The 24,937-nt window shown below is 69.3% G+C and carries 23 protein-coding genes; 5 read left to right on the forward strand and 18 right to left on the reverse strand.

The window, feature by feature from the left end:
* Positions 1 to 150: 150 nt before the first annotated feature.
* From OSC30_RS05710 to OSC30_RS05795, 18 genes are all read right to left on the reverse strand, one after another.
* Positions 151 to 897: an anti-sigma factor family protein gene (locus tag OSC30_RS05710; protein ID WP_267170880.1), complete on the reverse strand. Its 747-nt coding sequence runs from the start codon at positions 895 to 897 to the stop codon at positions 151 to 153.
* On the reverse strand, positions 894 to 1,409 hold the full coding sequence (locus OSC30_RS05715) for a sigma-70 family RNA polymerase sigma factor (RefSeq protein WP_267170881.1): 516 nt from the start codon (positions 1,407 to 1,409) through the stop codon (positions 894 to 896). Before OSC30_RS05715 ends, OSC30_RS05710 begins: the two co-directional genes overlap by 4 nt.
* A gap of 133 nt (positions 1,410 to 1,542) precedes the next feature.
* The gene (locus OSC30_RS05720; RefSeq protein ID WP_267170882.1) at positions 1,543 to 2,505 is read right to left on the reverse strand and encodes a sensor domain-containing diguanylate cyclase; all 963 of its coding nucleotides are present in this window, start codon (positions 2,503 to 2,505) and stop codon (positions 1,543 to 1,545) included.
* A gap of 123 nt (positions 2,506 to 2,628) precedes the next feature.
* The gene (locus OSC30_RS05725; RefSeq protein WP_267170883.1) at positions 2,629 to 2,964 is read right to left on the reverse strand and encodes a cytochrome C oxidase subunit IV family protein; all 336 of its coding nucleotides are present in this window, start codon (positions 2,962 to 2,964) and stop codon (positions 2,629 to 2,631) included.
* Entirely contained in the window at positions 2,961 to 3,608 is a 648-nt protein-coding gene (locus OSC30_RS05730) for a cytochrome c oxidase subunit 3 family protein (protein ID WP_267170884.1), read from the reverse strand. The genes OSC30_RS05725 and OSC30_RS05730 overlap by 4 nt, the downstream gene beginning before the upstream one ends.
* Positions 3,605 to 5,206 carry a cytochrome c oxidase subunit I gene (ctaD, locus tag OSC30_RS05735; protein ID WP_267170885.1) on the reverse strand — a complete coding sequence of 534 codons (1,602 nt, stop codon included), beginning with the start codon at positions 5,204 to 5,206 and terminating at the stop codon, positions 3,605 to 3,607. Before ctaD ends, OSC30_RS05730 begins: the two co-directional genes overlap by 4 nt.
* Positions 5,193 to 6,125, reverse strand: a complete 933-nt coding sequence (coxB, locus tag OSC30_RS05740) for a cytochrome c oxidase subunit II (RefSeq protein ID WP_267170886.1) — start codon at positions 6,123 to 6,125, stop codon at positions 5,193 to 5,195. The genes ctaD and coxB overlap by 14 nt, the downstream gene beginning before the upstream one ends.
* Positions 6,122 to 6,886 carry an SCO family protein gene (locus OSC30_RS05745; protein ID WP_267170887.1) on the reverse strand — a complete coding sequence of 255 codons (765 nt, stop codon included), beginning with the start codon at positions 6,884 to 6,886 and terminating at the stop codon, positions 6,122 to 6,124. Before OSC30_RS05745 ends, coxB begins: the two co-directional genes overlap by 4 nt.
* 104 nt (positions 6,887 to 6,990) lie before the next feature.
* The gene (locus OSC30_RS05750; RefSeq protein ID WP_267170888.1) at positions 6,991 to 7,344 is read right to left on the reverse strand and encodes a hypothetical protein; all 354 of its coding nucleotides are present in this window, start codon (positions 7,342 to 7,344) and stop codon (positions 6,991 to 6,993) included.
* A complete protein-coding gene (locus tag OSC30_RS05755) occupies positions 7,341 to 8,420 on the reverse strand; it encodes a hypothetical protein (protein WP_267170889.1) in 1,080 nt (359 codons plus the stop codon). Before OSC30_RS05755 ends, OSC30_RS05750 begins: the two co-directional genes overlap by 4 nt.
* Complete coding sequence (locus OSC30_RS05760) at positions 8,417 to 9,073, reverse strand: c-type cytochrome (protein ID WP_267170890.1); 657 nt, start codon at positions 9,071 to 9,073, stop codon at positions 8,417 to 8,419. Before OSC30_RS05760 ends, OSC30_RS05755 begins: the two co-directional genes overlap by 4 nt.
* A 104-nt stretch (positions 9,074 to 9,177) precedes the next feature.
* Entirely contained in the window at positions 9,178 to 9,729 is a 552-nt protein-coding gene (locus OSC30_RS05765) for a DUF3341 domain-containing protein (RefSeq protein WP_267170891.1), read from the reverse strand.
* Positions 9,726 to 11,069, reverse strand: coding sequence for an NrfD/PsrC family molybdoenzyme membrane anchor subunit (nrfD, locus tag OSC30_RS05770; RefSeq protein ID WP_267170892.1), 1,344 nt, complete (start codon positions 11,067 to 11,069; stop codon positions 9,726 to 9,728). Before nrfD ends, OSC30_RS05765 begins: the two co-directional genes overlap by 4 nt.
* A 127-nt stretch (positions 11,070 to 11,196) precedes the next feature.
* Positions 11,197 to 14,124: a TAT-variant-translocated molybdopterin oxidoreductase gene (locus tag OSC30_RS05775; protein WP_267170893.1), complete on the reverse strand. Its 2,928-nt coding sequence runs from the start codon at positions 14,122 to 14,124 to the stop codon at positions 11,197 to 11,199.
* Positions 14,125 to 14,233: 109 nt separating this feature from the next.
* Entirely contained in the window at positions 14,234 to 14,881 is a 648-nt protein-coding gene (locus OSC30_RS05780; protein ID WP_267170894.1) for a cytochrome c3 family protein, read from the reverse strand.
* A gap of 247 nt (positions 14,882 to 15,128) precedes the next feature.
* Positions 15,129 to 16,412 (reverse strand): c-type cytochrome, encoded by a 1,284-nt coding sequence (locus tag OSC30_RS05785; protein ID WP_267170895.1) that lies wholly within the window; start codon positions 16,410 to 16,412, stop codon positions 15,129 to 15,131.
* Positions 16,413 to 16,444: 32 nt separating this feature from the next.
* A complete protein-coding gene (locus OSC30_RS05790) occupies positions 16,445 to 18,205 on the reverse strand; it encodes a GMC family oxidoreductase (RefSeq protein WP_267170896.1) in 1,761 nt (586 codons plus the stop codon).
* Positions 18,205 to 18,918, reverse strand: coding sequence for a gluconate 2-dehydrogenase subunit 3 family protein (locus tag OSC30_RS05795; protein ID WP_267170897.1), 714 nt, complete (start codon positions 18,916 to 18,918; stop codon positions 18,205 to 18,207). Before OSC30_RS05795 ends, OSC30_RS05790 begins: the two co-directional genes overlap by 1 nt.
* Before the next feature lie 356 nt (positions 18,919 to 19,274).
* Between OSC30_RS05795 and OSC30_RS05800 the strand changes: the two genes are divergently transcribed.
* The 5 genes from OSC30_RS05800 to OSC30_RS05820 all read left to right on the forward strand — a co-directional run bounded on the left by OSC30_RS05800 (position 19,275) and on the right by OSC30_RS05820 (position 24,937).
* On the forward strand, positions 19,275 to 19,700 hold the full coding sequence (locus OSC30_RS05800) for a response regulator (protein ID WP_267170898.1): 426 nt from the start codon (positions 19,275 to 19,277) through the stop codon (positions 19,698 to 19,700).
* Between the two features lie 141 nt (positions 19,701 to 19,841).
* The gene (locus tag OSC30_RS05805) at positions 19,842 to 21,785 is read left to right on the forward strand and encodes a hybrid sensor histidine kinase/response regulator (RefSeq protein ID WP_267170899.1); all 1,944 of its coding nucleotides are present in this window, start codon (positions 19,842 to 19,844) and stop codon (positions 21,783 to 21,785) included.
* Positions 21,786 to 21,994: 209 nt separating this feature from the next.
* Complete coding sequence (locus OSC30_RS05810) at positions 21,995 to 22,264, forward strand: hypothetical protein (protein WP_267170900.1); 270 nt, start codon at positions 21,995 to 21,997, stop codon at positions 22,262 to 22,264.
* Between the two features lie 79 nt (positions 22,265 to 22,343).
* Positions 22,344 to 23,345, forward strand: a complete 1,002-nt coding sequence (locus OSC30_RS05815) for a BON domain-containing protein (RefSeq protein WP_267170901.1) — start codon at positions 22,344 to 22,346, stop codon at positions 23,343 to 23,345.
* 251 nt (positions 23,346 to 23,596) lie between these two features.
* A complete protein-coding gene (locus OSC30_RS05820; protein ID WP_267170902.1) occupies positions 23,597 to 24,937 on the forward strand; it encodes a sigma-54-dependent transcriptional regulator in 1,341 nt (446 codons plus the stop codon).

Consider the following 24,937-nt stretch of genomic DNA (forward strand, 5'->3'; position numbering starts at 1 on the left):
CCCCTTTCCTTGAGGTGCGGATGCATTATCGCCGGGATTCGTGGCAGCTCGCGGGCAGGGCGGGGACGCAGCGCTGACCGATTCCGTAGGGTGGGCTTCAGCCCACCATGTGCATCAGAGCCGGTGGGCTGAAGCCCACCCTACGATCGGCTAGATCAGCGGTTGCAGGGCGCGCGCGGCCACCTGCGCGTCGGCGTCATCGGCGCGGCTGACCATGGCGTAGTTGTAGCCGTTGCCCGAGCCGTATTGGGCCAGCAGGCCGCCGTCGATGCGCTCGCCGCGCGGCAGCAGGTGGCGGCGCGGACCGGGCGGACGCACGTAGAAGCTGATCGCGTGGCCGGCGGCGTCGCGGTAGAGCACCATCGCCGCGGCGCCCTGTTCGGTGGCGAACAGGCGCCCGCCGACCGGCCGGAAGTCGGCGGCGCGCAGGTCGGGCATCGCCACGCGGCGCTGGAAGTGGCGGTCCAGCCAGCCCTGCAGGTCACCGTCACGTTGCGGCACCAGATCCGGCCGGGTGCCGGGTTCCAGCGCGAGCAGGCGGTAGGCGGTCAGCGCGTCGCCCATCGGCAGAGCGGCGGCGCGCCAGCCGCGCACCTGCCAGCCGCCCAGTCCGCCGAGGCCGAGGCACAGCACCAGCGAGGCGGCCAGCGCCAGCCGCGCGACCGTGCGCTGGTGCCGGCGCCGGCGGATCGCGGCCGGGTCGAGCGCCGGGTTGTCCGGCAGCGCCGGGCCGCCGGCCAGGGAGGCGCGCAGGTGCTGGGCGTCGCGTTGCCAGGCCTGCAGTTCCGCGGCGCGTTCGGGGTGTCGGGCCAGGTAAAGCCCCACCGCCGCGCGGCGCTCGCCATCGAGACGGCCGTCGACGTAGGCATGGAGGTCGTGTTCGCTCGGTTGGTTCATCGCAGCACCCGCAGGGTGGGAGTGGTGGTTTCGCCCTCGCCGAGGCGGCGCAACGCCTGGCGGGCGCGCGACAGCCGCGACATCACGGTGCCGATCGGCACCTCGAGGATCTGCGCGACTTCCTGGTAGCTCAAGCCCTCCACGGTGACCCACAACAGCAGGCTGCGCTGCTCGGGGTTAAGCCGCGCAAACGCCTGCAGCATCGCGTGCGCCACCGCCTCGCGCTCGGCCGAGGGCCACTGCGGCTCCTCTTCCGTGCGCAGGCGACCGAGCAGCCAGGCGTGGCGTTGCGCGCGGCGACGGCCATCGAGGAACTGCCGGTACAGAATCGCGAACAGCCAGCTGCGCAGCGAGGCGTCCGGGCGCCGGCTGGACCAGCGCGACAGCGCGCGCTCGAGCGTGGCCTGCACCAGGTCGTCGGCCGTGGTGGGGTCGCGCGTGAGCCACTGCGCGAAGCGCCGCAACCGCGGCAGCAGTTCGCGCAAGGCATCGTCGAGCGGGTGGTGAAGCATGGCCGACTCCGGCGGGGGCTTGGTCGGGAGACGCGGTTCGGGGCCGATTATTCCATTGCGCTGCGACGCGGGTCCGTGGATGGTGGGCTGAAGCCCACCCTACGACGAGCGGCGGGCGGACGCGGTGACGGGATTACGGCGCGGCGCGATGGCGGCCGCGCTTGGCGTCGAGCATCAGCAGATCCGCCTCGCGGTACGCCTCGCCCAGGTCGCGGCCCGGACCGCGCCAGCTGTAGCCGAGGGTGGCGGCCACCCCGGCCGCGCGCAGGGTCTGCTCGATGCGGGTGGCCTGGCGGGCCAGTTCGGTGGGGCCGACGTCCAGCACCAGCACCACGAATTCGTCGCCGCCCAGGCGCGCGACCACGTCGACGCCGCGCACCGCGTTCGAGATCTCCTGTGCGGCGCGCTGGATCAACGCGTCGCCGGCGTTGTGGCCCTGGCTGTCGTTGGTCTGTTTGAGGCGGTCCAGGTCGACCACCACGACGCCGGCGGTGGTGTGTTCGTCGCGGCAGCGCTGCTCCTCCAGCGCGAGCAGTTCGCGCCAGCCGCGGCGGTTGAAGATGCCGGTCATCGGGTCGGTCATGGCTTCCAGCTCGGCCCGTTCGGCGCGGCGCTGGGTTTCCTTCAGGTCGACGTCGTGGCTCCACAGCGTGGCGAGCATCTGCGCGCACAGTTGCACGATCGGCAGCCAGCGCTCCACGTCCACCGGGACCGGCTGCGGATCGATCGCGCAAAGCGTGCCGATCGCGCCATGGTCGAGCTGCACCGGCACGCCCAGGTAGGCGCCGATGCCGCGGCCGACGATCGGCGCGGCGGCGTACGGCGCATGCGCGGCGACGTCGGCCACCACGCACGGGCCGCCGCGCACCATGCGCGAGCAGATCGAATCGGCCCATTTCAGCGCTTCGCCGCTGCGCACGCCGTAACGATCGTCCGAGGCGGCCAGCACCAGCCAGTCTTCGCCGTCGACGCGGGTGAAATACCAGGCGCCCACGCCGGTGCGCTCGCGCAGCATCGACAGGCAGGCCTGGGCCGCTTCGCGGAAGCCGCCGAACGAGGGCAGCGGAGGTAACAGCAATTCGGGCGGCGAGCTCATGGGCGGATCGATGCGATGGCGACAAACGGCGGCGGGTTTCACGAGGCCCGCCACGATCGTGCCGGCATGTCGATGAATTCCCCCCTGCCCGCGGCGCAGCAACTTCCATGCCACGGAGCCGGCTTACCAGGGCGCCAGCAGCGGCGCGCGCGTCAGCACGTCGGCCAACGCCAGCGCGATCATCACCGCCAGCCAGGCGAAGCCCGCACTGGCGACAATGCGCAGCAGCGCGTTGTCGGTTTTCAGGCGCATGAAGATCGTCAGCACGAGCAAGGCCTTGGCCACCGCGATGCCGAGGTTGGCCACGGTATTGAAGACCCCGAGCTCCAGCAGCGCACTGCCGGCGCTCAGGCCCAGCAGCACCAGCAGCGCGAGCAGCGTCCACAGGTTGCCGCCGAGCGAGGGCGGCCGCGGGCCGCTCCCGTGGCTGCGCTGTGGCCGCGCCGCGGGAGTGTTCATCCGGCCCTCCCGACCAGGTAGATCAGCGGGTAGACGAAGATCCACACGATGTCGACCAGGTGCCAGTACAGCGCGGTCAGTTCCAGCGGCGTGTGGTACCGGGCGTCGTAGGCGCGGTGCCAGGTGCGCCAGGCCATCACGATCAGCAGCACCACGCCGATGGACACGTGCAGGCTGTGGAAGAGCGTGATGAAGTAGTACAGGCAGTAGAAGATCTCCATGCCCTTCGCGTACACGCCCTGCTGGGTCCAGTGGACGGCCGGGATCAGCCCTTCCCGGTACTCGGCGTAGTACTCGAAGCCATGCATCACCAGGAAGCTGGCGCCCAGCGCCGCGGTGATCCCCAGCAATGCCGTGGCCAGCTGCCGGCCGCCCAGTTGCACCTCGCGCACGGACAGCGCCACGGCGCAGCTGCTGGTCAGCAGCACCGCCGTCTCGATCGTGCCCAGCAGCATGTCGGTATGCCGGCTGCCCGCGGCAAAGGCATCGGGAAAGCGCACGCGGCACAGCGTGTAGCCGGCGAACAGCACGCCGAAGAACAGGATCTCGGTGGCCAGGAACGCCCACATGCCCAGCGTCGCGGCCTCGCGCTGCTGCACGGGGTCGTCGAACTGCTCGGGCACGGGATGGAGGCGGGCGTTCATTGGCGGTAGGCGTAGGGGCCTTCGGTGACGGTCGGGGTCTGGGCGAAGTTGTGCAGCGGCGGCGGCGAGGGCGTCTGCCATTCCAGCCCGGTGGCGTCCCACGGGTTGGCGCCGGCGCGCGCGCCGCGGCGCAGCGACCAGCCCAGGTAGAGCAGCGGCAGCAGGTAGGACACGCCCAGGATGGTCGCGCCGGCCGAGGAGAGCACGTTCCATACCTGATACTGCGGCAGGTACTCGTGATAGCGCCGCGGCATGCCCTCCCAGCCCAGGATGTACTGCGGGAAGAAGGTCAGGTTGAAGCCGAAGAACATCAGGATCGCGGCGAACCGCGCCCAGGCTTCCGAATACAGCCGCCCGGTGATCTTCGGCCACCAGTAGTGCACGCCGCCCAGGTAGGCCATCACCGCGCCGCCGACCATGATGTAGTGGAAGTGCGCCACCACGAAGTAGGTGTCGGTGAGGTTCACGTCCAGCGCGGTGGCGGCCAGGAACAGGCCGGTCAGCCCGCCCAGCATGAACAGGCCGACGAAGCCCAGCGCATAGAGCATCGGCGCGTCGAAGGAAATGTCGCCCTTGTACAGCGTGGCGGTCCAGTTGAAGACCTTGATCGCCGAGGGCACCGCGATGATGAAGGACAGGATCGAGAACACGATGCTCGCGTACATCGACTGCCCGGCCACGAACATGTGGTGGCCCCATACCAGGAAGCCGACCACGGCGATGCCGATGATCGCCCAGACCATGAACTGGTAGCCGAAGATGCGCCGGCGCGCGCCGTGGGTGATCAGCTCGCTGACCACGCCCATCGCCGGCAGGATCATGATGTACACCGCCGGGTGCGAATAGAACCAGAAGAAGTGCTGGAACAGCACCGGATCGCCGCCCAGCGCGGGGTCGAAGATGCCCACGCCGAACAGCCGCTCCAGCGCGATCAGCGACAGCGTCATCGCCAGCACCGGCGTGGCCAGGATCATCACCAGCGCCACCGCGTACATGGCCCACACGAACAGCGGCAGGCGCATCCAGGTCATGCCCGGTGCGCGCAGCGTGTGTACGGTGACGATGAAATTCAGGCCGGTGAAGATCGAGGAGAAGCCCACGATGAACACGCCCACCACGGCCAGCATCACGTGCGAGTTGGAGAACATCGTCGAGAACGGCGTGTAGAAGGTCCAGCCGGTGTCGATGCCGCCGAGCAGCAGGCAGGCCAGGGTGAACAGCCCGCCGACGATGTACAGGTACCAGCTGAACAGGTTCAGTCGCGGGAAGGCCACGTCACGCGCACCGATCATCAGCGGCAGCAGGAAGTTGCCCAGCGTGGCGGGGATCGAGGGGATCAGGAAGAACCACACCATCACCACGCCGTGGAAGGTGAACGCCTTGTTGTAGGTCTCCGCGCTGACCAGGTCGCCGGCCGGCGTGACCAGTTCCAGGCGCACCAGCGCCGCGGCCAGCCCGCCCAGGAAGAAGAACGCGGTGATGCCGATGCCGTACAGGATCGCGATGCGTTTGTGGTCGTGCGTGGTCAGCCACGAGCGCAGGCCGAAGCCTTCCTCCAGGTAGCTGCGCGGCGGCGCCGGGCGCTCAACGGTGCTCATCATCGTTCTCCGTCTGCGTGCCGCGGGTCTTCAGGTAGGCCACCAGGGCCAGCACGTCCTCCTCGCCGATGCGGCCCTCGAAGCTCGGCATGATCGGTTCGTAGCCGGCCGCGATCTGCTTCTTCGGCAGCAGGATCGCGTCGTGCAGGTAGCGCTCGTCGGCCAGCGCCTGCGAGCCGTCGGCCAGCGGCACGGTACGGCCGTAGAGGTCGTCGAGGTCGGGCGCGTGCACGCCCGCCCGGGGATCGTGGCATCCGCTGCAGCCGAGCTGCCGGAACAGCGCCCTGCCCTGCGCGGCCAGGCCGACGCCCGCGTGTGCCTGCAGCCAGCGCGCGTAATCGCCCGCCGCCATGGCCACCACCCGACCGCGCATGCGCGAGTGGTCGGTGCCGCAGAACTCGGCGCAGAACAGATGGTAGGTGCCCGCCTTCGTGGCGGTGAACCACAGTTGCGTGTAGCGGTCGGGCAGCACGTCCTGCTTTACCCGGAAAGCCGGCACGTAGAAGCTGTGGATCACGTCCTGCGAGGTCATCATCAGGCGGATCGGCTGGCCCACCGGCACGTGCAGCTGGTCGATCTCGCGCTGGCCGCCGGGGTGCTGCACCTTCCACATCCACTGCTTGGCGACGACGTAGACCGGTGCGGCGTCCTTCGGCGGCGTGCGCAACTTGATCCACAGATGCACGCTCCAGCCGAAGATGCCCATGAACAACACGAAGGGCACCAGCGTCCAGGTCAGCTCCACGCCCAGGTGCTGTCGCGGCGGCGTGCGCTCGGCGGCGGTGCCGCGGCGGTATTTCACGCAGAACACGATCATCACCGTGAACACGCCGACCACCACCAGCGTGCACAGCGCCAGCAACGCGTTGAACAGGTCGTCGACGTTCGCGGCGACGCTGGAGGCCTGCGGCAGGATCATGCGCGCGCCCTCCGCCGCAGCCACATCAGCCAGCCGCCCAGCGCCAGCACGAACGCCACGCCCAGCACCTGCATGGTGCGGCCGATCGCCAGGCTGTAGCGGCCGGTGGAGGGGTCGTAGCCGCAACACAGCAGCACCAGGCGGTCGATCACGCTGCCCAGTTCGCCCTGCGAGGCGTGCACCAGTGCCAGGCGCAGCGAGGCCGGCGGCCAGGACACGCCGAAAAAGTACTGCGCCACCTTGCCGTCGGGGGTGATCGCCACCAGGCCGGCGGCGTGGGCGTACTGGTGGAGGTTCTCGTCGTAGAAGTAGCGGAAGCCGACCGCCCGGGCGAGCGCGGTAATGGACGGCTGGTCGCCGGTGAGGAAATGCCAGCGCGGCACCGACGCCTTCGGCTGCATGCGCGCGAGCATGGCCTGGGCGTGGCGGGCATCGGCCGGGGTTTCGGCCGGGTCGATGCTGACGAAGGCCACTTCGAAGTCGCGACCGGGTCGCAGGTCGAGTCCGGCGAGGGAGTGCGCCATGCCTTTGAGCACCACGTCGCACAGGTTGGGGCAGCGGTAATAGCCCAGCGCGAGCAACAGCGGCTTGCCGTTGGCGAGCGTGTGCAGGTCGACCGGCTTGCCGTTGACGTCGCGGAAGCCGGCATGCGCGGGGATCGAAGCGCCCAGGCGTTGGTCGAAGCCCGCGCGCTGGGTGAGATCCGGCGGCGGGAACGGCGCCTGCGTGGCCGAAACGACGGTCGCGACCAACAACAACACTAGCGCACGGAACCCTTGTAGGAGCGCACCCTGTGCGCGACCGCGACGCATGGCGTTGCCCCCCGGTCGCGCACAGGGTGCGCTCCTGCAGGTGTCCCGGAGGATCATCGGGCACGCTCCGTCGATGCGGCAGGCGCGGGCTTGGCGGCCAGCAATGCCATGGCCCGCGAAATCGGAATCCGCGCCACCGTGTGCGTACCATCCATCCACTCATAGCCATCCAGACGCGAACGCTGCAGCGCGCGCTCTGCCGCAATGTCGACGGCCGGGTCCTGCTGCAACCGCGGCTGCGGCGGGATCGGCCGCGCCGGCTGCTCACCCGCGGTCAGCACCGGCCGCGCCCACATGTACACCAGCAGCACGATCGCCAGCAGGCTGAGCGCCAGGATCGCCGCCGCCCAGTGCAGCAGGCCGGCGGCCACCGTGTAGGACTCATGCGAGTCAGGCTGCCGACTCATGCCTGCGCCTCCAGCGCGGCACGGCGCCGCGCACCGAAGCCGAGCCACCAAAGCCCACCGATGCCGATCCACGCCAGCGGATCGCTCCAGGCCAGCGCGTGTTCGCGCAGGCCCGGCAGCACCAGCCAGCCGACGTAGCCGATCTGCGCGATGAACAGCCACAGCGCCACGCCGGCGAGCCAGGCCGCGCGCTGCCTGGCCTGCCGCGAAAGCAGCACGGCGAAGGGCAACGCCAGGTGGAACAGCACCAGGAACGCGCCCAGCCAGCGCCAGCCGGTGTTGACGCGTGGCAGGTACCAGACGGTTTCCGACGGCAGGTCGGCGATCCACACGGTCAGGTAATCCATGAACGCCAGGTAGCCCCAGGCCAGCACCAGCACCATCAGGATACTGCCCAGGTCGTTCAGCCGTCTGGGCGTCCAACTGGCCGGCGCGGCGTTGCGCCCGGTCACGCTGATCCACACCGCCAGCCCGGCCGCGGCAAGCAGCTGTGCGGTGCCGAGCAGGATGCCGAGCGTCGTCGAATGCCAGCGCGGCACCAGCGACATCACCCAGTCCACCGCCGCCACCGAGACGGTCAGCGCATAGAGCACCAGGCCCCCGGCGGCGAACACCCTGGCCGAAGGCCATGCCGATCGGCGGCGGATCCCTCGCGCCAGCCACAGCCACAGCGCGAACACCACCACTGCGCGCACGATGAAGAACGGCACGTTGAGCCACCAGCGCTGGTGTTCGAGGTCGGGATCGGCCGCCTGTGCGTCCGCCCAGGGAAACAGTACCTTCGCGCCGATCAGCACCGGCAGCAGCAACAGCGCCATCAGCGGTAGCCGCCGGCTGGCGGCGAGCAGCGCCGGGCGCAACGCCAGCCCCCAGTCGCCGCCGGTCAGCGCATGGACCATCAGCAGGCCCACGCTGCCCAGCGCCGGCGCCAGCCAGAACAACCAGGCGAACAGATAGGACAGCAACACCTGGTGCGGTGCGCGCAGGCCCAGCACCAGGCAGGCGGCGAGGGCGAGCAGGCCGATCGCCGCGGCGATGCCTTCGCGGTGCGAGATGCGGGGCCAGTGGCGGTTCACCGGTGCGCTCCCGCATCTTTCGCCGGGGGGCCCGGCAGGCGTGCCAGATCCTGCGGCGCCAGCCGGTCGCGCGGTGCGTGCTGGCTGAGCTGCAGGGCGCGGACATAGGCCACGATGGCCCAGCGGTCGTGCGGGCTGAGCCGGTCGGCGTAGGGGTACATCACTCCATAGCCGTGGGTGATCACCTGGTAGAAGTGGCTGTCCGGCGCGTTGCGCAGGCGTTCGGTGTGGTAGCTCGGCGGTGCCGGGAAGCCGCGGCGCACGATCATGCCGTCGCCGTTGCCGCTGCGGCCGTGACAGGGCGCGCAATAGATGTCGAAGCGTTGCCGGCCACGCTGCAGCAGGGCCAGGGTGAGCGGCAGCGGGTTGGCGTAGCGGCGTTCGCCGACTTCGCCCTGGACGAGGTTGCGGCCCTGCGCGTCCAGCGGCAACGCGGGCCCGGGATCGGACGGCAGCGCGATCTGTCCGTGCCGCCCGCTGGCCGTGTCGGCGGCCGCGCCCTGCGCCATCGGCACGCTGCCCGGGGGCGGCGTGCGCGCACTGTTGCCGTCGGCGAACAGCGGGCTGGGTTCCAGCGGCTTGTACTTCGGCTGCGAGTACATGTCGTGCATGGCCTGCTCGCAGCCAGTGAGCGCGAATAGCGCCGCCAGCACGAACAGGTGCCTTGTAGGAGCGCACCCTGTGCGCGACCGGATGCCGCGCCGGAGAAATGGCGGTCGCGCACAGGGTGCGCTCCTACAGAGGAGGGTTTGGCGCTTCATGAACCCACCCGGTCGATTGCCAGCGGCGCCAGCCGCGCGAGGTCGTCGTGGGCCAGGGCCGCATCGAAGCAGGGATCGTCCGCGCGCAACCACAGGAAGAAGCCGTCGCGGCTGGCCGCCTCGAAGCCCGGTACGTCGAACAGCGGGTGGTTGAGCCGTGGTAGGCCATTGGCGAAGAACATGCCGACGATGCCGAACAGCGCGGCAAACAGGATGGTCATTTCCAGCGCGGCGGGAATGAAGGCCGGCCAGCTCGCGTCCGGCCGTCCGCCCACATTGATCGGGTAGTCGATCACCGAGGCGTACCACTGCAGCAACAGCGTGCCGAAGCCGCCGGCCAGGCCGCCCAGCAGGACCAGCAGCGGGATGCGGTTGCGCATCGGCCCCAGCGCCTGCGCCAGCCCCTCCACCGGATACGGCGTATAGGCCTCCAGTTGCGTATAGCCGCGGCCGCGCAGTTCGCGCACCGCCAGCAACAGCGCGCCGGCGTCGTCGAACCGGGCCAGCCAGCCCCGCTCGTGCGGCCGGCTTTCGTATGGCGTATTCATGCGCCCTCCCGCTCGAGCCGGGCGCGCAGCTTGCGCAGCTCGAACATCGGCAGCAATGGCAGCAGCCGCACGAACAGCAGGAACAGCAGGAAGAACAAGCCGATCGATCCGGCCAGGAAGGCGATGTCCCAGAAGGTCGGGTAGAACATGCCCCAGCTCGACGGCAGGAAGTCGTGGTAGAGGCTGCTGACGATGAGCAGGAAGCGCTCGAACCACATGCCGATCAGCACCAGCAGCGCGATCGCGAACAGCGCCGCGTGGCTGCGCCGCACGCGGGGGAACCACAACGCCTGGATCGACACCGCGTTGCAGCCGATGATGGTCCAGTACACCCAGGCGTAGGCGCCGGTCAGCTGCTGCATGGCGTGCGCGATCTCGTAGCGGTCGCCGCTGTAGAACGCGTTGAACATCTCGCTGGCGTAGCTGTAGTCGACGAACAGGCCGGCGGCGAGCATCAGCTTGGCCAGGTTGTCCAGGTGCCGCTCGGTGATGAAATCGCCCAGGCCGAAGAAGTGCCGCAGCGGAATGCCCAGCACCAGCACCATGCCGAAGCCGGAGAACAGCGCGCCGGCGACGAAGAACGGCGGGAAGATAGTCGAGTGCCAGCCCGGCAGCAGGCCCTCGGAGAAATCCAGCGCCACCATCGAATGCACCGAGAACACCAGCGGCACGGCCATCGCGGCCAGCAGCAGGTTGAGCGTCTCGAAGCGCTGCCAGTGCCGCGCCTCGCCGCGCCAGCCGATCGCCAGCAGGCCGTAGAAGACCTGCTTGCCGCGCGTGCGCGCGCGGTCGCGCAGGGTGGCCAGGTCGGGAATCAGGCCTACGTAGAAGTACAGCACCGAAACGATCAGGTAGGCGACGATCGCCGAGAAATCCCAGAACAGCGAACTGCGCCATTGCGGCCATAGGCCCATGCGATCGGGATACGGCGCCAGCCAGTAGAAGAACCACGGTCGCCCCAGGTGCAGGATCGGAAAGATGCCCGACACCGACACGGCGAACACCGTCATCGCCTCCGCGTAGCGGTTGAGCGCGTTGCGCCACCCCTGCCGCGCCAGGTACAGCCCGCCGGAGATGAAGGTGCCGGCCATGCCGATGGCGATCCACCAGACGTAGTCGGCGATGGCGAAAGCCCAGGCCACCGGCATGTCCAGCCCCCAGATGCCCACACCCTTCGCCAGCAGCCAGACGATGCCGGCGCCGAGCCAGGCGGTGAGCACGAACGACAGCGCAAAGGCGAGCAGCCAGAGGCGGCCGGTGGGGCGTTCCAGCGTGATGTCGCTCACCCGGTCGGTGAGGGTCGCGAAGGTTTCGCGTGGCGCGAGCAGCGGCGTGTTCATGCCGATGCTCCCGCATCGGCCGATACAACTCCCTCTCCCCCATTCTTGATAAGAGACGGGGGAGAGGGAGCCTGGACGAGGCCAGCGCGGGACAGGTGCGAAGTGGGCGGGGCGACGCGAAGCGTGCTCATGCGTCGTCCTCCAGCGCCGGGTGCGGATTGCGGATCGAGGCGAGATAGGTCGTGCGCGGGCGGGTGTTGAGTTCTTCCAGCAGCGTGTAATGCCGTGGCGAGGCCTTCTGCCGGCTCACCGCAGTGGCCGGATCCTGCTGGTCGCCGAACACGATCGCCTGGGTCGGGCACACGGCCTGGCAGGCGGTCAGCACTTCGCCGTCGGCGATGCGCCGGCCAGCCTTGTCGGCGGCGATGTGCGCGGTCTCGATGCGCTGGATGCAGTAGGTGCATTTCTCCATCACGCCGCGGTTGCGCACGGTCACGTCCGGGTTGCGCTGCGCCTTGAGCGTTTCGGTGTGCAGGTCGCTGTACTGCAGGAAGTTGAAGCGGCGCACCTTGTACGGGCAGTTGTTGGAGCAGAAGCGGGTGCCCACGCAGCGGTTGTAGACCTGCACGTTGAGCCCTTCGGCGTCGTGCACGGTGGCGCCGACCGGGCAGACCACCTCGCAGGGCGCGTGCTCGCAGTGCATGCACGGCACCGGCTGGTGGTGGATGCGCGGTGCGCGGACGTCGCCCTCGTAGTAGCGGTCGACGCGGATCCAGTGCATCTCGCGGCCGCGCTCGACCTCCGCGGCGCCCACCACGGGGATGTTGTTTTCCGCCTGGCAGGCGATCGTGCATGCGCCGCAGCCGATGCAGGCGTTCAGGTCCACGCTCATGCCCCAGGCGTAATCGCCGTGCAGGCGGTCGGGATAAAGGCTGGGCGGGTCTTGCGCGTGCCCCTGCGCGATGGCCGGGTCGGTGCGGAACGCATCGAGAGTGGTGGCGCGCACCGGAGCGCGGCCCTCCATCGCGTGATGGCGCTGGGTGGTGGCGAGCGCGTAGTGCGCGTCGGTGCGGTTCACGCGCAGGCCGTCGACGCGCCACGGCGCGGCGGCGGTGCGCAAGGCGTAGGCGTCGAAGCCCAGCTGACCGCCCACGCGCCCGGCGTGACGGCGGCCGTAACCGAGCCAGACGGTGACGCTGCGCGCGGCCTGCCCGGGCATCACCCACACCGGTGCCTGGGTGTGGCGGCCGTCGATGCGCATCTCCAGCGCGTCGCCGTTCTTCAGGTCGTGCGCGAGCGCGAGTTCGGGGCTGACCAGCGCCACGTTGCTCCAGGTCAGCGCGGTCAGCGGCTTGGGCAGTTCCTGCAGCCAGCCGTTGTTGGCGTAGCGGCCGTCCCACACGGTGGGGTCGGGGGCGAACAGCAGTTCCAGCCCGGGCTGGTCGGCGGGGGTCGGGATGTGCCCGAGGAACGCGTCATCCACCCGCGGGTGCTGCGCCGGCGGCGCGCTGTGGGGAATCACGCCGCTCTGCAGGCTGGCGCGCCACGCGTCGTCGTCGGCATGCCAGGTGGCCTGCACGCGCTCGCGGGGACTTTGCGTGTCGCCCAGGAACATGGCCAGCAATTCGTGCGTGCTGCGGCTGTCGTACAGCGGCGCGATCACCGGCTGCACCGGACTGGCGGTGCCGTCGGCGGCGCGCAGGTCGGACCAGCCCTCCAGCGCATGCGAGCGCGGCAGGTGCCACTGGCAGGCGAGGGCGGTCTCGTCGCGGTAGAGGCCCAGGTGGATGCGATGCGGCACCCTGGCCAGCAGCCGGGCGAACTGCGCGTCGACCGGGGTGGCGTACAGCGGGTTGCCATCGAGCAGCAGCAGCGTGTCGACCGTGCCCGCGGCCATCGCGCGGGTCAGTTCGCGCAGGCCATCGGCGGAAGAGACCCACGGCTCGGCCGGTTCGTAGTAGTCGACCGTATGGCCGACGTTGCCGAGCGCTTCGTTGAGCAGGTGCGCCAGCGCATGCACCCACGGCGGTTGCGTGCGGCCGGCCAGCACCAGCGAGGTGCCGCGCTGGTCGGCCAGGTCACGCGCCAGGGCGCGCAGGCGGCGCGCGGACATGCCGCTGGCTTGCGGCGCGTGCACGCCCGGCAGGCCTAGCAGGTCGCCAAGCTCCAGCGCGACCATGCCGATGTGCGCCGAATCCAGCGCCCAGCGATGGTCGGCCCTGGCGCCGGTGAGCGTGGGCGAGGCCTCGACCACGTACAGGCGGTTGAACTCCTCCGACGCCGGATCGCGGCCCGCGATGAAGTCGCGGGCATGACGCAGGCTGCCCGGCTGGGAACCGAGGAAGTCCGCCTCCAGCGCCAGGATCACCCGTGCCCGGTCGACGCGGTGGCGCGTGCGCAGCGGCGTGCCGAAAGCGAGCCGGGCGCCGGCGAGTGCGTTGTCGTCGTCGATCGCTTCGTACGCGTGCCACTGCGCGCCGGGGAAGCGTGCGAGCCAGGCGTCGCGCTGGGCCGCCAGCGTGGGCGAATCGAGCCGGCCGCCGAGCACGTGCAGGCCGTGCCCGTCGCGGGCAAAGCGCGCGGCGAGCCGGCCTGCTTCGGCGCGGAACGCGTCCCAGCTGGCCGCGACGCCGTCGTGCACGGGGCCTTGCGAACGGTCCGGGTCCCACAGCTCCAGCACCGCCGCCTGCATCGCCGGCGTGGTGGCGCCCAGGCTCATCGGGTGCGCCGGGTTGCCCTCGATCTTGGTCGGTCGGCCCTGATGGGTTTCCACCAGCACCCCGGCCACGTCGCCAGCACAGGCCAGGGTGCTGGCGTAGAAGCGCGGCAGCGCCGGCGGCAGCTGGTCGGGGCGGCGTACCCACGGCACGATCTGTTCCTGCGGCGGACGGCTGCAGGCACCCAGGCCGGCCAGCGCGAGCGAGGCGCCGATGAGCTTGAGGAAATCGCGGCGGTCGAGCGCAGGCTCCAGCCGGGCGAGCTGCGGGAAGGCTTCGTGCAGACGGCTGCGCCAGGCCGGTTGCTCGATGATTTCTTCCAGCGCGCGCCAGTAGCGCGGGCCGCGGCTGTCGCCGAGGCGTGTGCGCAGCGCGTCACGGGCGGTGGGCCGGGTCATGTCCGCGCCACCCTCCCGCGGTGCGTCCGCAGGAGCCCGCCTGTGAGCGCCGAGTGCAGGAGCATCGCCCACAAGTGGGCTCCTACAGCGGAGCGCGGTTTCCGAGGGGTCAGCGATGACATACCGAGCAGTCCGTCAGGCGGCGGGTATCGATGTGGTAGCGCTCGACCAGCGCCAGGCCGAGCTTCTCCTGGTCTTTCGCCTTCCACCCCATGGTGAACACCTGCGTGCGCGGGCGCAGGTATTTCTGCGGCGCGCGGTGGCAGTCCAGGCACCACTCCATCGACAGCGACTGCGTGCGCAGGGTCAGCGGCATGCGGTCGACGCGGCCGTGGCAGCTTTCGCAGCCGACGCCCTTGGCGACGTGAATGGAATGGTTGAAGTAGACGAAGTCCGGCAGCTGGTGCACCCGGTTCCAGTGCAGCGCCACGCCGCGTTGCCAGCTTTCGACCACCGGCTGGAGCACGGCCTGGTCGGTGTACAGCTGCGAGTGGCAGGTCATGCAGGTGGAGATCGGCGGGATGCCGGCGAAGGAGGAGGTTTCCACCGTGTCGTGGCAGTAGCGGCAGTCGATGCCGTCGTCGCCGACGTGGTGCTTGTGGCTGAAGGGGACGGGTTGCTCCACCGCCTCGCCGACGCGGTGCGCCTCGTTGGTCAATCCACGCCATGCCAATACCGCGGCGCTGGCCAGGGCCAGCAGCGCGAGCAGGGTGAGCTTGACGACCAAGCCGAAACGCGGATGGAAGATCTGGGTCATCGCCCTCTCGTGGTGATCCCTTCAAGCGAGCGTTCGCCGTCTACCATGGCAGGCGTGGCGTGAAGCGCGTGCGGCTTTTTCAAGTAGCGCGGGCGCGAAGCGCCTCCTCTCCCCTGAGGGAAGAGGATTGAGGTGAGGGGTCGCTCTTGCGGGGAGCCCCCCACGGAAATCCTTCCCCGCAAGCCCCCCGCCCCTCACCCCTGCCCTCTCCCCGAAGGGGAGAGGGAGCAGAGCGTGAGCAAAAGCATCAGCCATCCGGCGACTTGCGCAAGGTCTCGCGCAGATCCTCCACGTGGCCCGCATCCACCGCCTCGGCGTGGTTGCCCCAGGCGTTGCGGATATAGGTGGTGAGGGTGGCGATCTGGGCGTCGTCGAGGTGGTCGGCGAAGCCCTGCATGGCCAGCCCGGTCGGCTCGGCTTCGGTGCGGGGAATGCGCGCGCCGTTGAGGATCACGCCGATCAGCGTGTCGGCGCTCTGGGCTTGCACGGCGGTGCTCTTGCGCAGCGGCGGGAAGGCGCCCAGTTCGCCCTGGCCCTCGCCGAGATGGCATCCGGCGCAGTTGTCGACGTACAACGCCGCGCCGCGGCCGAGGGTGTCCTTGTCGACGCTGGCGACGGATGCATCCTTGGTCGCCGGCAGGCTCTTGAGGTAGACCGCGATGGCCTCGAGATCGGGCTTGCTCAGGTACTGGGTCGACTGCTCGATCACCTCGGCCATCGGCCCGGCGGCGGCGGTGCGGCCGTTCCGGCCGGTGCGCAGGTATTGCACGATGTCCTGCCCGGTCCATGTGCCCAGGCCGTCGCGAATGCCGCCGGCCAGGTTGGGCGCGAAGGCATGTTCGGCGAAGCCGCCGGTGAGCGGATCGTCCTCGTCGGTGGCGCCGGCCAGATTCTTGTCGCTGTGGCAGGCACCGCAGTGGCCCGGGCCCTTGACCAGATAGGCACCGCGATTCCACTGTGCCGAGCGGTCCGGATCGGGCCGGTAGGTGCCCTCGTCGAAGAACATGCCGTTCCACACCGCCAGCACGCCACGCTGGCCGAGCGGCCAGGGCAGTTCGTTTTCGCGATGGTTCTGGCGCACCGGCGCGAGCGTGTCCAGGTAGGCCTTGATCGCCCGCACGTCGTCGCGGCTCATCCGCGTGTACCAGGGATAGGGGAAGGCCGGGTACAGGTGGTTGCCGAGGCGGTCAATGCCCTCGTGCATGGCGCGATAGAAATCTTCGTCGGTCCAGCGGCCGATGCCGGTTTCCGGATCGGGCGTGATGTTGCTCGAGTAGATGGTGCCGAACGGCGTGGGAATGGCGCGGTCGCCGGCGAAGGGCGCGCCGCCGGGCGCGGTATGGCAGGCCTTGCAGTCGCCGGCATGCACGAGGTAGCGGCCGCGGGAGATGTCGCCCCACGGGCCGGCGCTCATGCGCTGGCCAAGCTTGACGGTCGAGGGGGCGGCCGGTTCGCGGTCCGGGCTGCAGGCGCTGCAAAGCACGGCGGCGAGGAGCAGGCCCGCCAGCGCCAGGCTTCTGCGCAAGCCCATCCGCCGCTGCGAAAACCTGGCAAGCGAAGCCCTCATGCCGTCACCAGCGGGCCGGGGTTCTTCAGATAGCGCTTCATCGCCGCGGCCGACCAGAAAGTCAGCGCACCCACCGTGCCGGTGGGGTTGTAGCCGGCGTTCTGGGGGAATGCACAGGCGCCCATCACCCACAGGTTGGGCACGTCCCAGCTCTGCAGGTAGCGGTTGACCACCGAGGTCTTCGGATCGTTGCCCATCACCGCGCCGCCGGTGTTGTGGGTGGTCTGGTAGGGCACGATCGAGTACGGCCCCTGGCGCTTCTTCTCGTGCACGGTGGCGCCGGGAATCGCGCGGCCGATCTGCGCGGCCTTGTCGGTGAGGAAGCCCGACATCTTCAGTTCGTTAGGCTGGAAGTCGAAGGTCAGCCGCAGCAGCGGGTTGCCGTAGACGTCGCGCCAGGTCGGATCCAGGTCCAGGTAGCTGGAGCGGTAGCTCATCACACTGCCGTGGGTGACGACGGAGCAGGCGGTCAGATAGTTCTCATGCATCGCCTTCTTCCAGCCGGCGCCCCACTTGGGCGCATTCTCGGGCAGGTAGTGCTGCAGGATCGGCCGCCCGCCGGTATTCCACAGCGCGACGTAGCCGCCGCCGATGAACCCTTGCGGGCCGTGGTCGAAGTTGTCGCCGTTGAACTCGTCGATGGCCTGGCCCAGCGCGCCGGCGCCCATGAACGGGTTGAGCCGCTCCTTCTGGAACACCTCGGCCGAGGAGGTGATCTGGTAGGCGTAGTTGCGCCCGACCACGCCGGTGTTGGAGACCGGGTCGTAGGGCTGGCCGATCTTCGACACCAGCAGCAGGTGCACGTTGTGCTGGGCGAAGGCGCACAGCACCACCATCTGCGCCGGCTGCTCGATCTCGTTGCCCTCGACGTCGACGTAGGTGACGCCGGTAGCGCGCTTGCCGGTGTGGTCGGTGTTGACGCGGGTGACCGCGCAGTGGGTCTTGAAGTGGAAGTTGTCCTTCTGCAGCAGCACCGGCAGGATCGTGGTCTGCGGGCTGGCCTTGGAGTAGTTGCCGCAGCCGAACCACTCGCAGTAGCCGCAGTAGGTGCACTGCCCCATCTGCACGCCCAGCGGGTTGCGATACGGCCGCGAGGCGTTGGCCGCGGGGCACGGGAACGGCTTGAAGCCGACCTCGCGCGCGGCCTTGTCGAACAGCACGGTCGAGGCGCTGCGCTCCAGCGGCGGCAGCGGATAACCGCGCTGGCGGGCCCCTTCGAACGGGTTGCCGCCGGCCACCAGCTGGCCGCCCACGTTGCCGGCCTGGCCGGAGACGCCGCAGAGGTATTCGAAGCGGTCGTAGTGCGGTTCGAGCTCCTCGTAGGTGACACCCCAGTCCTGCAGGTTCATGCCCTCGGGAATGAAGCCCTTGCCGTAGCGCTGCTCGGTGTGCGTGCGGATCACGAAATCCTGCGGCAGGAAGCGCCAGCACTGGCCGTTCCAGTGCACGCCGGCGCCGCCCACGCCGGCGGCGGGCAGGAACGAGCCCAGGTGGCGCATCGGCAGCGCGGTCTGGCTGGCGTCGTTGCGGAAGGTCAGCGTTTCGCGCTCGGGCGATTCGAAGATCTGCTTGCGCACCGCGTAGCGCAGCTCGTCCTGGATGTGGTCGGTGGCGAAGTCCGGCACGGTGTCGCGCCAGGCGCCGCGCTCGAGCGCCAGCACCTGCACGCCGGCGTCGGTCAGCTCCTGCGCGATGATCGAGGCGGTCCAGCCGAAGCCGACCAGCACCACGTCCACCGGCGGCATGCGCCGCGCCATCAGGCGGCCCCTGCGGCGTGCGCCATCGCCGCGGTCGGCGCGCGTCCGATCAGGCTGACGAACGGTTGCTGGTAGGGCTTCCCGTACTGGCCGATCTCGCGCACGTAGTTGTAGCGCGGGCCGGGGAAGCCGATCAGCTTCCAGCCGGCAAAATCGCGGTTGCCGCCGTAGGCCGGATCGGCAAGAAAGCCCTCCTGGGTGTTCTGCCAGAGCAGGTCGAGGAAGGTTTTCGAATGCAGGTCGCCGAGCTTCACGTTGCCATCCTCGAGCGCGTGCAGCACTTCGTCCTGCTGGTCGGCTTTCAGTTTGGCGAACGGTTGCCGGTAGTGTGCCTGGCAATGCTTGTCGATGCCGGCGATGGCCTGGCGATAGATCTGCGCCGGCGTGTAGCGCAGCTGATAGCCCTGGCTGTTGCTGCCGCGCGGCCAGGGACCCTTCATGTACCAGCGCTCGGCGCGGCCGTAGGGCCCGGCCAGTTGCAGGTCCAGGAATTCGGGCACGCCGGCCTCGTCCGCGCCGGGACCGAGCGCGTCCTTGGGGATCAGGCGTCCGGTCGCGGCGCGGATGAAGTCCATTTCCTCCGGCGCGAAGAAGGCGTTTGCCTGTCCATGGGCGCCGGTGTCCCGGCCGCCGCAGGCGCACAGCACCATGCTGGCCGGTACCGCCACGCCGACGAGCCGAAGGAAATCCCGACGTGCCGGATCATGCCTCACGATCTGCCGCTCCTGTCCGTTGAAAGAAACGAGCCTAGGCAGGTGACGGTGAAAGGCCGGCGTCATCCAGGTGAATATCCGGTGTTAACCCGGCGCAAATTTTTTGCGGTTTCCTTCAAGGGTTTACCGCCAGAAACGCGCTGTCGAAGAGCCCGTTGATCCGTTACCGACGGATTCTTAAGACTACCGATAGCAGCCTCGGCCCAACGGCGATCCACGGGACATGACATTTCTGAACCGCTGACCGAAGATCGGCTGCTCGATGCTTGACGCAGCAGCGCTTCAGCCTGCACGCTTCTGTCACTTCTGTGTCGTCAGGATTCACGGTTCTGGCCGCGCGGGCGAGTGGAGGGGTCATGGCGAAGGACAACCTTGTATTGCTGGTGGAAGACGACTCGGACACGCGCGAGGTTATGGCGCTGTTGCTTGACGCGGCCGGCTACCAGGTGCTTTCCGCACGCGATGCCAGCAGCGGCATCCGGCTCATGGACGAACAGCCCCAGATCGACGTGATCGTCACCGACGTCAACATCGGCGGCGGCCAGGACGGCATCAGCATGACCGAGGAACTGCGCCGGCGCGGCTCGAACGCCGCCGTGGTGGTGATCTCCGGCGATCCGGAAGCCTCCAGCGACCGGCTCGGCCCGACCGCCACCTTCCTGCCCAAGCCGTACGATCGCAAGGCGCTGCTGGCGGCCATCGCCGACGCCCGCGCCAAGAACGCCCGCGCCTGCGCCGTCGCGAATGAGGGCACGCCGCCCTATCCCGGTTTATCTCGCTAGCTACTTGAGGTAGCTTCGGTTGGAGCCCGCCATGCGCAACCCGGTCGCGCCGCGGCTGCAATCCTTTTGCCCGGGACCCAGATACCGATGACACCGTCGTGGACGGCCGTGGCGCGGTGCTTGCTGTGCAAGGACGGTGGCATGGAGACGAGCGCAACCAACGCCTACCAACTGCTGGTGCAGTCCATCCGGGACTACGCCATCTTCATGGTCGACCGCCAAGGCCGCATCCGCAGCTGGAATGCCGGCGCCGAGCAGATCCACGGCCATCGAGCCGCCGACATCGTCGGCCGGGCGTTCGCGTTGCTGCATACCGAAGAGGAGCGCCACGGCGGTCGCCCCGAACTGATCCTGCACATGGCCGCCGCGCACGGCCGCTTCCAGGAGGAGGCCGAACGGCTGCGCCGCGACGGCAGCCGCTTCTGGGCGCACGTGGTGTGCGACGCGATGCGCGACGAGCACGGCAGCCTGCTCGGCTTTGCCATGGTTACCCGCGACATCACCGAGCGGCGGCTCACCGAAACGCAGTTGCGCGAGGTGGATCGGCGCTTCCGCCTGTTCGTCGACGGCGTCACCGACTGCGCGATCTGCATGCTCGACGCCAACGGCATCGTCACTGACTGGAATACCGGTGCCGAACGCATCAAGGGCTACACCGCCTCGGAGATCATCGGCCGGCCGCTGTCGCAGTTCTTCGTCAATCCGCTGGTGGCGCAGACCGCGATGACGGTGGCCAGCGAGGCCGGCCGCTACGACGTGGTCGACTGGCAGGTGCGCAAGGACGGCTCGCGCTTCATGGCCGAGATCGCCGTCGACGCGATCCGCGACAACGACGGCCGACTGCTGGGCTTTGCCAAGATCACCCGCGACATCACCGAGCGCGTGGATGCCGAGCGGCACCTGGAGGACACCCGCGCGCAGCTGTTCCAGTCGCAGAAGATCGAGGCGCTGGGCCAGCTTACCGGCGGCATGGCGCACGATTTCAACAATCTCCTGCAGGGCATCATCGGCTCGCTGGAAGTGGTCGAGATGCGTCTGGCCGCCGGCCGCCAGGACGTCGACCGCTTTCTCGGCAACGCGCTGGAGTCGGCCAAGCGGGCGGCCACGCTGACCCATCGCCTGCTCGCCTTCGCGCGGCGCCAGCCGCTGGCGCCGCGCAGCGTCAACCTGAACGATCTGGTCGCGCAGATCGCCGAACTGCTGCCGGCCACGCTGGGCGAACGGGTCGAGCTGAAGCTGGATCTGGCGCCCTCGCTGCTGCCGGTGATGTGCGATCCCAACCTGCTCGAGAGCGCGATCCTCAACCTTTCGATCAATGCCCGCGACGCCATGCCCGAGGGCGGCCGCCTGACCATCCGCACCGCTTCGGTGCCGCCGGGCGAAGGCCCGCTGCACCGGCCGCACAGCCTGCGCGATGCGCCGACGCTGCTGCTGCAGGTCAGCGACACCGGCGTGGGCATGAGCGCCGACGTGCGCGCGCGCGCATTCGATCCGTTCTTCACCACCAAGCCCAAGGGCCGCGGCACCGGGTTGGGGCTGTCGATGATCCATGGCTTCGTCAGCCAGTCGCGCGGTGCCATCGAGCTGGACAGCGAACCGGGCCGCGGCACCACCGTGTCGGTCTACCTGCCCAGCGGCGAGCGCCGCAGCATGCGTGCGCTGGACGACCGCAACCCGGGCCGGGACTGGGAACCTGCCGCCGGCGAAACCATCCTGCTGGTGGAGGACGAGGACGTGGTGCGCGACCTCATCGCCGGCAAGCTGCGCGAGCTGGGCTACCGCGTGATGGAGGCGCGCGACGGCCACGCCGGCCTGTCGCGGATCGAATCGGCCGAGCACATCGACATGGTGGTCTCCGACATCGGCCTTCCGGGCCTCACCGGCCTGCAGATGATCGAGATCGGGCGGCATCACCGGCCGGACCTGAAGGTGCTGTTCGTGACCGGCTACGCCGAGACGATGCCGGAGGACTGGACGCTCGACGCCAACACCGACCTGCTGACCAAGCCGTTCGAGTTCGACACCCTGGTCCAGCGCATGCGCACGCTGCTGCCTACTCCGCTCGAGCGCGCGCAAATCCCATAGGGCGGGCTTCGGTCCACCGGGCCACACGCGCGTGGATGGACTGAATGGCGATCCCCTGACTTGCAGGCAGGCGCCTGCCTGTAAAAACTGCCGGGCCCGGTAAAAGCTGCAACGGCCGTACGCGTGGCCGGGCCTGTCGCCGTTCGCGCAGCGTGCTTGGCACGTGGCTTGTATGACCCAAGGGTGATCCTCCTTCCACGAGGTCTCCCATGCATCTGTTCCTGCCCTGTCCGCCGGCCGTCCGACCGATCCGCATGCCACGCATGCCGATCGGTGGGATGGTGCCGTCCAAGCCGGTCGGCGATCCCGAATCGCTACCGCCCGATCCCACGCCACCGCAGCCCTACGACCCGGGAGACCCGGTACGCGCGCCGCGGCCGCGCGAGCCGGACATGCCGGCGATCGATCCGCATGAGCCCGGCCTGCCGGTGCCGCGCATCGGCGAGCCCGGCACACCCACGCGCTGCTGGTTGAACTGACGCAAAAGTTGACATCGACGCTGGCAATTTTTTCGCACGTTGCCATCCGACGTGGCCCATTGCCCCCAAAGGAGTCCCCATGAGCCGACACGACGACGACGAACGCTCGCGCTACCGCACTCGCGGTGACGATATCCGCGAACGCAACCTGCGCGATCCCTACGAGGCGCGGCGGCAGGTACGCACCTACGAAAGCGACGACGGCTGGGCCGCCGAGCATCCCTGGCAGGCCGCGCATCCGCCCCGCGACGAGGGCCGCCGGGCCGAACGGTCGGCCCGCGACGGCGGCTACCGCGACGACGAGGAGCTGTGGTCGCGCCCGCGCGATGCCCGCGGCGACGCGCGCTACGGGCTGGATACCGAGGCCGAACGTCATTTCGCACAGGAGCATCCGAACCCGGGCTCGCGCCACCGCGAGCACGGCCGCGACCGCGGCGACCACCGCCAGAGCAACAGTGGCTACGACGCCACGCGCGCCTATGGCCAGGGCAGCCGGCAGGACGATGCGCGCAGCGACTACGCGCACGCGAGCTGGACGCAGGAACACGACTACCAGGGCCCGCGCTACGGCACGACCCACCGGCCCGGTCGCGGCGGAGAAGGCAGCCAGCGCGCGCACGAGGACACCTACGGCAGCGCGGGGTTCCGCCAGCAGGGCAAGCGCTACTGGTTCGACGGCAGCGACGAGCGCGGCCACTTTCGCGGCACCCCGCCGCGGGGCTACCAGCGCAGCGACGAACGCCTGCGCGAGCTGGCCTGCGAGCGCCTCACCGACGCCGACCTGGATGCCAGCGACATCGAGGTCAAGGTCAGTCAGGCTACGGTCACACTCGAAGGCAGCGTGAGTGCGCGCTGGATGAAGCATCAGGCCGAAGACCTCATCGACGACCTGGGCGGCGTCAAGGACATCCAGAACCACCTGCGCGTCGATCGCGGCGAGGGCGACGCGGGCGGCGCGCAGGCCTTGCCTGGCGCCATCGGTTCGCCGGCGCAAGGCAGCAGCGCCGGCGGCGGTTCATCGAAGCCGGCGACCGGCGCGAGCGATCCGGGAGGCGATATCGGCGGACGCAGCAGACATTAGGGGTGTCGCCGGATGCCCCGGGGGGCGGACACGCGTGCGGCATGCGCTGAGCGCGTGTCAGGCATCGCCTACAAGCTAGAACAACTCTTCGACGCAGCTTGCACTTCGCTTGCGGCAAGGTCGGTGCTGTCCACGCCGATCCGCCATGCGCTGCACAGCTGCGGCTGTCGCCGTGGATGCACGGGTACGCATGGCGCACCCGCTCCCTCCACGCGACAGCCTGTGGTCGATGACCCCACCCCGGTGAAATTGTGCCGACGAACGCTTCCATCCTGCTCGTTGACGACGACCTCCAATTCCTAGACGTGGTAACTGCCTTCGCCGAATCGAAAGAATGCACCGTCACCGGCGCCGCCAGCCTTGCGCATGCGCTCAAGCTCGTCGCCGAACAACGCTTCGACCTGCTGATGCTCGACCTGTCACTACCGGACGGGCACGGGCTGGAGCTGATCGGCCGGCTGGACCCGCAGCAGGCTGGACAGGTGGTCGTGGTGACCGGACACCCCTCGGTGGAGACCGCCGTGCGCGCACTGCAACTGCCCGTGCTGGATTACCTGATCAAGCCGATCGACGGCGTCCAGCTCAACCGCCTGCTCGACCAGGCGATCGCCGCGGCCAAGCTGTGTGCCGCGCCGGAGGGTGGTGACGAGCGCTGCGGCGAGCTGATCGGCGCCAGTGCGGTGATGCAACGCCTGTTCGACAAGATCCGCCGCGTCGCGCCGCTGGACGTGACCGTGCTGATCTACGGCGAAAGCGGCACCGGCAAGGAGCTGGCCGCGCGCGCGCTGCACGAGTTCAGCGAGCGCAGCGGGCGCTTTGTCGCGGTCAACTGCGGCGCGATCGCGCCGGACCTGCTCACCAGCCAGTTGTTCGGCCACGAGCGCGGCAGCTTCACCGGCGCGGTGAAAGACCACGCCGGCTTCTTCGAACAGGCACAGGGCGGCACGCTGTTCCTGGACGAATGCACCGAGATGCCGCTGCAGTTGCAGACCCACCTGCTGCGCGTGTTGGAGGAGCGCGACGTCACCCGCGTCGGCGCCAGCGCCAGCAAGCCGGTGGACGTGCGCGTGATCGCCGCGACCAACCGCGACCCGCTGCAGGCTGTGCGCGAGGGCGTGCTGCGCGCCGACCTCTACTACCGCCTGATGGATTTTCCCCTGGCGATGCCGCCGCTGCGCGACCACGCCAGCGACATCCCGCTGCTGGCCCAGCGCTTCCTGGACCGGCTCAATGATCGCTACGGCACCACGCGGCGGTTCGCGCCCGATGCCACGCGCCGGCTACTGACTTACGACTGGCCCGGCAACGCGCGCGAGCTCAAGCACGCCGTGCAACGGGCCTGGGTGATGTCCGGCGAAGAGCTGGACATGCACATCGCACAACCGCCGCAGCACCCGCTGCACCAGGCACACGAGCACGGCAGCATGCCTTTCCGCATCGGCATGACCATCGAGGAAATGGAAAAGCAGATGCTGCTGCGCACGCTGGCGCATTTCGACAACGACAAGACGCGAACGGCCGAGGCGCTGGGGGTCAGCCTCAAGACGATCTACAACAAGCTGTCGCGCTACCAGCACGAAGACCGCGAATGA

Source organism: Frateuria hangzhouensis, assembly GCF_026410505.1.
GTDB lineage: Bacteria > Pseudomonadota > Gammaproteobacteria > Xanthomonadales > Rhodanobacteraceae > Frateuria_A > Frateuria_A hangzhouensis.